Here is an 8,399-nt window from a genome sequence, read left to right as displayed (position 1 = left end):
AGTCGACGAGGAAACTGCTGGGACAACAGCCCGATGGAGCGCTTCTTTAGAAGCTTAAAAACAGAATGGATACCGATGACCGGCTATCGGGATATCGGTGAGGCTAAGAGTGAAATTTCGCGATATGTGACGGGGTATTACAGTCAGCTGAGACCACATCAATATAACGGTGGGCTGACACCCAATGAGTCAGAGCGAAGATACTGGCTTGAATACAAAACCGTGGCCAATTTTAGTTGACCACTACAATACGCTGGTGAGGCGTCAACGTCATTCGAATACACTTGCCCGCCCAATTATTATCTTGTTGGCAATATGTGTAATTTTGACTTTGGTGGAGGGGGAATAAGTACCTTTGCTTCTATTGGCGGGCCGGGTGACTGTGTAGGCGGCAGTTGCCCAATACCTGCAACAATCACCCTGGTATCGACTTGCACGAATGGCTATACCGAGTCAGGCGGCAGTTGTTATGCGATAGACATTAAATCAGCAGAATATCAGTGCCCGGCCGGCTACACGCTTTCAGGGCAAACTTGTACGGCGTCAGCACAAAGCCGTTACAGCATGAGTTATGATGCTAGAGGGAATATTAAAAGTGACGGCAGCCGTCTCTTTACCTACACCTCGTCAGACTTAGTCAATACCATCACTCAAGGCAGTGAATCCAGTCGGTTTAAGTATGATGTCAACCGCAATCGTTTCGAGCGTTATGATGTCAAAATCGAAAACAATGTCAGCGCCTACTACACCACCTATTATGTAGACGGTCTATATGAAAAGGTGGTGCGCACCGGTGGCGGTAAAACCGCATTAACTGAGGAGAAGTTGTATGTGGGCAATGTGGTCATTACCAAGCGGAGCAACAATAGTAGTGATACCTACTATCTGCATAAAGACCATCAGGGCTCCACGACGACCATCACCAATGGTGCGGGCAATGTCGTACAGCAGTTTACCTATGACCCATGGGGTAAGCAGATAGCTGCCTACACCAGCTCGTTACTCAATGGTTACGCATCACCGGCAAGCAGCAAAGGTTATATCGGCCATGAGGCGGTCAGCCATCTCGATATCATTCATATGAATGGTCGCATCTATGATGCCAATATCGGACGCTTTTTGCAGGCCGACCCCTTTATTCAGCAGGCGGATAACCTGCAGAACTATAACCGTTATGCGTATGTGTTGAATAACCCGATGAGCTATACCGACCCCAGCGGTTTCTTCTTCGATAAACTTTGGAAAGCGATTAAACGTTATTGGCGCCCCATTGTGGCGATTGTGGCAGCGGTAGTGACCTATGGTGCAGCTTCGGGTTGGGCGGCTGGATTTGCTGCATCGGCAGGTGCTGGCGGTACAGCGGCTTCAACGTTCGCAGGTGTTGTCGGTGGCGCGGCAGCGGGCGCTGTCGCCGGCGGCATTATGACGGGCAGTCTAAGTGGCGCAGCCAAAGGCGCCTTAACTGGCGCCATTATGGGGGGGGGTGACGGGCGCACTCAGTGGCACGGGAACAGGGTTGTCCGATTCAGCTTATCGGCTGTCCTTGTCAGCAGCCGGAGGCTGCGCAGCGGGCGCCGCATCCGGTGGCTCATGCAGCGAGGGGGCTAAGCTTGCGGTGATTGCTCAGGGGCTAAAGATTGGTATGGATCACATTGCGAGAACCAATACCTCTCTGGCGACGTCTCAAAGTGAGGCTGTGGTTAAACCTGATGGTGATTTGAAAACAGAGTGGATAAAACAAGGTAAGAATGCTGATTGGTTGCAGGAGGGCGTTGATAATACAGGGATGGGCGTTACGGTGAAAGACCCTAATTTTAAAGATTTAATAGGACTTCCTGTTTCAAAGGCTAAAGCAATATTGCTAGCTCGGGGTGTTGAGCCAAGTAGTGTTTTATCCAACCTTGGGCTTATGGGGGAGTCTAGCCCATTTATGAGCTTCTTATCGCAGAACATCCCAGGTGTACGAGGGGCTTCAATTACCCATGATAGCTTGGTTGGCATGACAGAGCGTGCTCTCGGTATGGAAGAAACTTGGTATGGAACGGCGTTTACCATTACTTCAATACCTCCAGCGTTTTTAGTTCAGTACAGTGCGTACGGTGTCCCCAGTTATAATTACTATTATAAGAATATAAGGAGGGAGCGATGAAAATGAATAAATTATTCCTAGGATTTATTCTTGCAATTAGTGGCTGTACGACCACGACTTTGGAGGTGGCCAGTGTACCCTCAATCGAGCCGTGGGATTCTGCCCCAGATACTAGAGAGTATAAGCAGAACGAGAGTCTTGATAAGTACATGGATTTTTCCAGCGTCCACCTCTCATTGTGGCTGACAAATTATGAAACCAAGTACCGAGGCAATGCCATATTGGGTATTGAGATGAACCGTTGGCCTGACAGTCAGTTTAATGATGATGAAATTATGCTTGCATTGGGTGTAAAACCCTTCAAAAGGGGGGTTGAGTTAATAGCAAACAATATCGTGCTGATAATGAAGGCTGATGGTGTGGAGCAGCGCTTTAAGCCATATAGAGCAATGAAATTTAAAGACGATGAGCCTTTTTTTTGTGGTGTTGATAAATCTCTTAATGGTGAAAGAGGCACTCGCAGCGTAGACATTGCTGATAACAAAGAGAGTTTACGGCTCGGCAGTGAATTTGTAGATAACTGTTATAACTTGTACTTTAAATTCCCTAAAAAGGTTAAAGATGTGAATTTTGCGCTCGATTTTACAGGTTCCCTACTGCCACTAGATAATCATGACGTCATTTATTTTCATAAAAAACTGATTAAGTGGAGATCATCTAATTAAAACGTGGGAGACGGCGAGAGGCTGGTTGCGAATATTGTTGTCAGAGGGATAATGCGCTGGCGCACTCAGTGGCACGGGAACTGGGTTATCCGATTCCGCCTATCGGCTGTCCTTGTCAGCAGCCGGAGGCTGCGCAGCGGGCGCCGCATCCGGTGGCTCATGCCGTGAAGGGGCTAAGCTTGCGGTAATTGCTCAGGGGCTAAAGATAGCCATGGACAGTTATTCAGGCTATGAATCTTCTCTAAAAACCTCAAAAGGCAATGCGGTGATCAAGCTTGAGGGAGATGGTGTGCAAAATGAGCTGGTCAGCAATACCGGCACCTCGGTTGAAGTCAAACCGGATTCCGCAGCAGTGGAAGCGAAGCTTGTTGGCCGCGATGTCGCTACGCTTAATGCAAAAGAGTTGGAAATATTAAAAGGCTCGTTAGTGAGAGATGATATGAATTTTTACGACTGGTCAGCTACACAAAATCGGGTGGTATTTGACCGAGGCAATCTAAATTACTGGATGTCAGAGTACTCGCCAGCATTAAGTTGGTCTTCACGTAACATCAACGGCTTTAGGGCGTTTTCGGTGTTCCACGATAAATGGATGGCAAATTGGGCTGTGAGTAATACAGGGGTATTAGTTGCCACTATCCCGCCAGCGATGGCCGCGCAGTACTATGCGCTGGGCGTGGGCAATTATCACTACTACATGAACAACCTGGAGGAATAGCCCATGACCGCCACATTAAAAGGGTTGATAATAGTCTTTGTGATATTTCTGCTCAATGGCTGCGCGTATTACAGCTACGGCATTCGCAGTAGTTATGGGTTAACCAATGTCGACACGACTGAGTATGTGGGCCACCTAAGGAATACGGGGTACACATCTCCCATTTTTAGCCCCGTTATCACTTTAAAAAATCAGGTGCAGTTTAAAATTCGTATACCTGGAAACTATAATTTACCTTTAGGGAGGTATAAGAGTGAGTATTTTAATCATCTGAGGATGGAGCTGTTTATCACCTCTTTACAAGAAGGGCTACGATTAGACACCCAGCACATCACCTTGAACCAATACCGCGTAGGGAAGCAAACTAAGGTTAACTTTATCCCTTTGGGGCGGCACCCTAGTAAAGACCCTAGTGATTATGGTGTAGACGTTTGCATGTCATCGCCAGAAAGGAAATTTCCTGATTACTTGTATGATTTTTATCAGGGCGAGAGCATCGCAATCCCTCACCGACAGGTTGATTTTAATCAGTTGCCCCCGAATCAACTTCGAATCGACACTCAAATATTGTGTGGCAATCTAGTTGCAATGAATACCAACCTCGCGGGTGAGCAGGGCTTTTTTACCCTCACCCTGCCTTTTATTGAGGCGGGAGAGACAACCGAATACACGATTTACTTTTATCCGGTTGAGTTTCGCTCAACGATTAAGTGATAGCGTTTAATTGAGGTGAGCTGGCTGGATAAACAATACCGTTTACCTATGACCCATGGGGTAAACAGATAGCAGTCTACACCAGCTCGTTACTCAATGGTTACGCATCGCCGGCAAGCAGCAAGGAGTATACCGGCCATGAGGCAGTCAGCCATCTCGATATTATTCATATGAATGGCCGTATCTATGATGCCAACATCGGACGCTTTTTGCAGTGCTTGCTCTGCGTGTGCTTAAAGTGGATAGATGCTAGGCACAGTTTGCAGCGAATGGCCCTAGTCCTTCGCAAGAACTGTAACGCAGCAAATACCGCTGTAAGCCTCGCCCTGCGGGGCTTTGATAGCAACACCATTTCGGCGTTATTCAACTTCAGCAGGCCTCGGCATGCCCTCAGTTGAATGCCTTGAACTGTCGCTGCTATCAAAGCCAGAGCTGTGCGACGACTTGTTCGCACCTTCCCTAGGGAAGATGCGAATAAGTCCCTGATGTGAGATCATAGCTACATAGTAAATCACAGCCATTACCGCCCATGAGCCAACAGTTAACTTTTGCCGATAGTGAGTTTTCCAGCAAGCGCCGCCAGACCCGTAAAGAGATTTTCTTATCTCGGATGGACAACCTGTTACCATGGACTCAACTGCTGGAAGTGATTGAGCCCTTTTATCCAAAAGCGGGCAATGGTCGTCGTCCCTATCCMCTGGAAACGATGTTCCGCATTCACTGTATGCAGCAATGGTACAGTCTGAGTGATGAGGCGATGGAAGATGCGCTTTACGAGATTGCTTCGATGCGTCAGTTTGCACAACTGTCACTGGATAAAGCCATTCCTGACCGCACTACCATTATGAATTTCCGGCACTTGCTGGAAAAACACAAACTCACTCGTAAGTTATTCCAAACGGTCAATCAATGGCTGTCGGATTGCGGTGTGATGATGACGCAAGGANACCCAGCTCCACTAAAAATAAAAAGAATGAACGTGACCCGGACATGCATCAGACTAAAAAAGGCAATGAATGGCACTTCGGTATGAAAGCTCACATTGGCGTGGATGCAAAGAGTGGCCTCACCCATACGCTGGTGACAACCGCCGCCAATGAACATGACTTGAACCAGTTGAAAAATCTGTTGCATGGCGACGAGGAATTCATCTCTGGYGATGCTGGTTATCAAGGCGCGGAAAAACGCGAAGAGCTAGAAGATACTAATGTGGAATGGCTGATAGCAGAGCGTCCCGGCAAAGTTCGGGCGCTGAAKAAGCATCCCCGCAAGAATAAAACCGCCATCAACATCGAGTATTTAAAAGCCAGCATTCGGGCGAAGGTAGAACACCCGTTTCGGATCATCAAATGTCAGTTCGGCTTTATCAAAGCACGCTATAAAGGGCTGACGAAAAATGACTCACAGTTAGCCATGCTATTCACCTTGGCGAACCTGTTTAAAGTAGACCAGATGTTACGACGACAGCCAAGATCTGTCTGAAATCCGGGAACAGCCTGGAATTAGGTCGAAATTCGGCSTAAAACGGCAGTATATTGGCCAAAATTGAACAGTTAGCGTTCAAAAATCAGGCGATACCTAAATTGCAGGACTTGTTCGCAGTTTCCCTAGAATCTCTGACAGATTCCGTACTCCTGCAGTAAGGACTTTTCTAATTCCTTTTCATCTTGGTACCGTGAATGTGGTTTGAACATCCAAAATACAAAGTAGCATACCGAGAGTTGATTTCTCAACTTAAGCGAGACTCTTCTTCTACTAGCCTTTCCGCTAAACGATCGTACTTATTTGGTAGGGAACCGCTTCCCAAAATAATTTTTATATGTGGAGGGGATCCAGAGTTTTGTTCTAATCGTGAAGTAATGGAAGTTTACTTAAAAAGACACGCTTATAATATACTAACGTTTCGTGCTGAGTATGCATGGGATACGATTGTAAAATCACGTAAAAACAATATTAATGCGCTGGCTTTAGAAGAATGGCTAGCCGACTTTTCAGATGTTGTGATTATTCTAGTTGAATCATTTGGAACAGTGGCTGAATTAGGTGCCTTCTCCATGGCCACGGATCTTAGAAGGAAGTTATTGCCAATACTTGATAAACAGTTTGAACATGTCCCATCATTTATTAACACAGGACCGGTCAAATGGGTTAATCAAGAATCAAAATATGGCCCTTGCATATATTCAGAGTTCGAATCAATTCTTACGTGCATGCCAGAACTAATAAGCCGAGTTGATTTAAGGCGCAGCCGAAACTATACCACAAGAGATGAAGAACATACTTATGGAAATATGAAGTTCAACAGAAAAGAACTTTTATTTATTGTAATCCTAATAATTATTTCAATTGACCCAGTTACAGAAGATATCATTCTTGATGCCTGCAAAGATTCTTTCAACATACATACAAAAACAGAAGTGTCAGATTTGAAATTCATTATTTCTTTATCTGTTGCACTAGGTGTTATAGGCTGCATTGAAATAAATGAAACTGTTTACTATTATTGCAATTCATTTGAAGAGTTAAAAAGCAATAAGTCGATGCAAGCATTAATGAGAGTATCTCAAGATATTAGGGCTAAATGTGTCAGTTCTTTGGTATACATTGACGCATATAATAAAACTTTGAACAAGGTACTAAACTGTTGATATTGGAAGAAATACAAAAAAGAACATTTTTGGATATTGATTATATTAGAAGCATAATCAATCGTTCCAATAGTCTTTATTCTAAATTCTACATTTTTAAACGTGATGGTTCAAAGAGATGGATACATCATCCTAAAAAGGAATTAAAACTAATTCAAAGGGTTGTTAATGATAACATTCTGGATAAGTTAAAGATTCATCCTTCAAGTACTGCATATAGAAGAGGTTGTAGTGTAAAGAAAAATGCGTTACTTCATGTAAACAATGATTTTCTACTCAGAATGGATTTTAAGTCTTTCTTTGATTCAATTAGCTATGATGATATTGAAAACTTCCTTGATAAAGAATTTTCGATATCAGAGCCAAACTGGACATATAGCGACACTAAATTATTGGCAAAATTATTATGCTATAAAAATAGTTTAGTGATGGGAGCAGTAACTTCCCCATGTATATCTAACGCTATATGTTACAAGCTAGATAAGAAGTTATCAGGGTTATGCCAAAACCATAATGTAATATATAGTAGGTATGCTGACGACTTATATTTCTCAACTTCAGAAAGAAATACTTTATTTTTTATTGAAAAGGAGGTGTTAAAAATTGTCGCTAACCTTGAGCTACCTTCAGGACTAACGATAAATAAGAACAAAACATTTCACTCATCTAGAAAACGAAAGAAACAAGTAACCGGGCTAATACTAACTCATGATAAAAAGTTGTCAATAGGAAGAAATAAGAAGAGGACAGTTAAAAGTAAAGTACACAATTGGGCAACACTAAATGAAAATGAACGTTCTTATTTATCTGGTTACATTTCATACATTCATTCAATAGAGCCTCAGTTTATTAATCGACTATGTTTAAAATATGGAGCAGATTTAGTGGGTGAGATAATAAGTTATAATTCCAAATTGTAATTGCCTTTAAGAAAGTTTTACTAGAGGCCAAATCGAGAAGACAGATAACTCGCTTTTTTCCGTTAAGATCAGTGGGTATTTCTCAAAGCCCAAATGGATATTCTCCAACAACGCACCTGTTTAACCGCTAATACGACATTTCAGCCTCTCATTCATAAGAGTGAAGCTTCGTTTCATTCACCATGACAATAAAGAGCGTTCACGTAATCGTTCTTTCACATCCCTGTGATCACGACATTGGTACTTCCATGTACAGCACCCGCCGGGCAGGCGTTAGATAACCATGAAGCTATGGCTCCAGGTGCCCTTCCAAACACCTAAATTTGCAAGACATAAGTATCCGTCCGGAGAACTGCACCTAGCCGAGTTTTGCATTCCAGGGTAGCAAGTGTTCTAGACACTCGGGCTTAAGTGACAACTGCTCAAGGCAGTACATCAAGTAATCGAAGGGCGTCAACCCATTCGCCTTGGCGGTTTCGATCACACTGTACAGTATGGCACTCGCGTTCGCACCATTGGCCGTATTGGCAAATAGCCAGTTCTTCCGCCCAATGACGAACGGTTTTATCGCTCTCTCGGCGCGAT

The 8,399-nt window shown here is 44.1% G+C and carries 9 protein-coding genes and 1 pseudogene; 9 read left to right on the top strand and 1 reads right to left on the bottom strand.

Annotation, left to right across the window (positions count from 1 at the left end):
- The 9 genes and pseudogenes from L1D47_RS20030 to L1D47_RS19990 form a co-directional block, all read left to right on the top strand.
- A partial coding sequence (locus L1D47_RS20030) for an integrase core domain-containing protein (protein WP_239882331.1) occupies positions 1-240 on the top strand: 240 nt, incomplete at its 5' end.
- Between the two features lie 324 nt (positions 241-564).
- A complete protein-coding gene (locus L1D47_RS20025; RefSeq protein ID WP_239886549.1) occupies positions 565-1,608 on the top strand; it encodes an RHS repeat-associated core domain-containing protein in 1,044 nt (347 codons plus the stop codon).
- Positions 1,609-1,642: 34 nt separating this feature from the next.
- On the top strand, positions 1,643-2,149 hold the full coding sequence (locus L1D47_RS20020; protein ID WP_239886548.1) for a hypothetical protein: 507 nt from the start codon (positions 1,643-1,645) through the stop codon (positions 2,147-2,149).
- Positions 2,146-2,814, top strand: coding sequence for a hypothetical protein (locus tag L1D47_RS20015; RefSeq protein WP_239886547.1), 669 nt, complete (start codon positions 2,146-2,148; stop codon positions 2,812-2,814). The genes L1D47_RS20020 and L1D47_RS20015 overlap by 4 nt, the downstream gene beginning before the upstream one ends.
- A gap of 211 nt (positions 2,815-3,025) precedes the next feature.
- Complete coding sequence (locus tag L1D47_RS20010) at positions 3,026-3,532, top strand: hypothetical protein (protein WP_239886546.1); 507 nt, start codon at positions 3,026-3,028, stop codon at positions 3,530-3,532.
- 3 nt (positions 3,533-3,535) lie between these two features.
- Positions 3,536-4,246 (top strand): hypothetical protein, encoded by a 711-nt coding sequence (locus L1D47_RS20005; protein ID WP_239886545.1) that lies wholly within the window; start codon positions 3,536-3,538, stop codon positions 4,244-4,246.
- Between the two features lie 529 nt (positions 4,247-4,775).
- A pseudogene (locus tag L1D47_RS20000) lies at positions 4,776-5,728 on the top strand (IS5 family transposase).
- A 197-nt stretch (positions 5,729-5,925) separates the two neighbouring features.
- On the top strand, positions 5,926-6,894 hold the full coding sequence (locus tag L1D47_RS19995) for a retron St85 family effector protein (RefSeq protein WP_239886544.1): 969 nt from the start codon (positions 5,926-5,928) through the stop codon (positions 6,892-6,894).
- The gene (locus L1D47_RS19990; RefSeq protein ID WP_239886543.1) at positions 6,891-7,814 is read left to right on the top strand and encodes a retron St85 family RNA-directed DNA polymerase; all 924 of its coding nucleotides are present in this window, start codon (positions 6,891-6,893) and stop codon (positions 7,812-7,814) included. Before L1D47_RS19995 ends, L1D47_RS19990 begins: the two co-directional genes overlap by 4 nt.
- Positions 7,815-8,172: 358 nt before the next feature.
- Here the strand turns inward: L1D47_RS19990 and L1D47_RS19985 are convergent.
- Positions 8,173-8,399: transposase domain-containing protein (locus L1D47_RS19985; protein WP_239883628.1), on the bottom strand; the 227-nt coding region annotated here is incomplete at its 5' end.

The sequence above is a fragment of the Shewanella sp. Isolate7 genome (assembly GCF_022398425.1).
Lineage (GTDB): Bacteria > Pseudomonadota > Gammaproteobacteria > Enterobacterales > Shewanellaceae > Shewanella.
The sequence above is the reverse complement of the archived record's forward strand: the minus strand, read 5'-3'. Positions and strand labels throughout refer to the sequence as shown.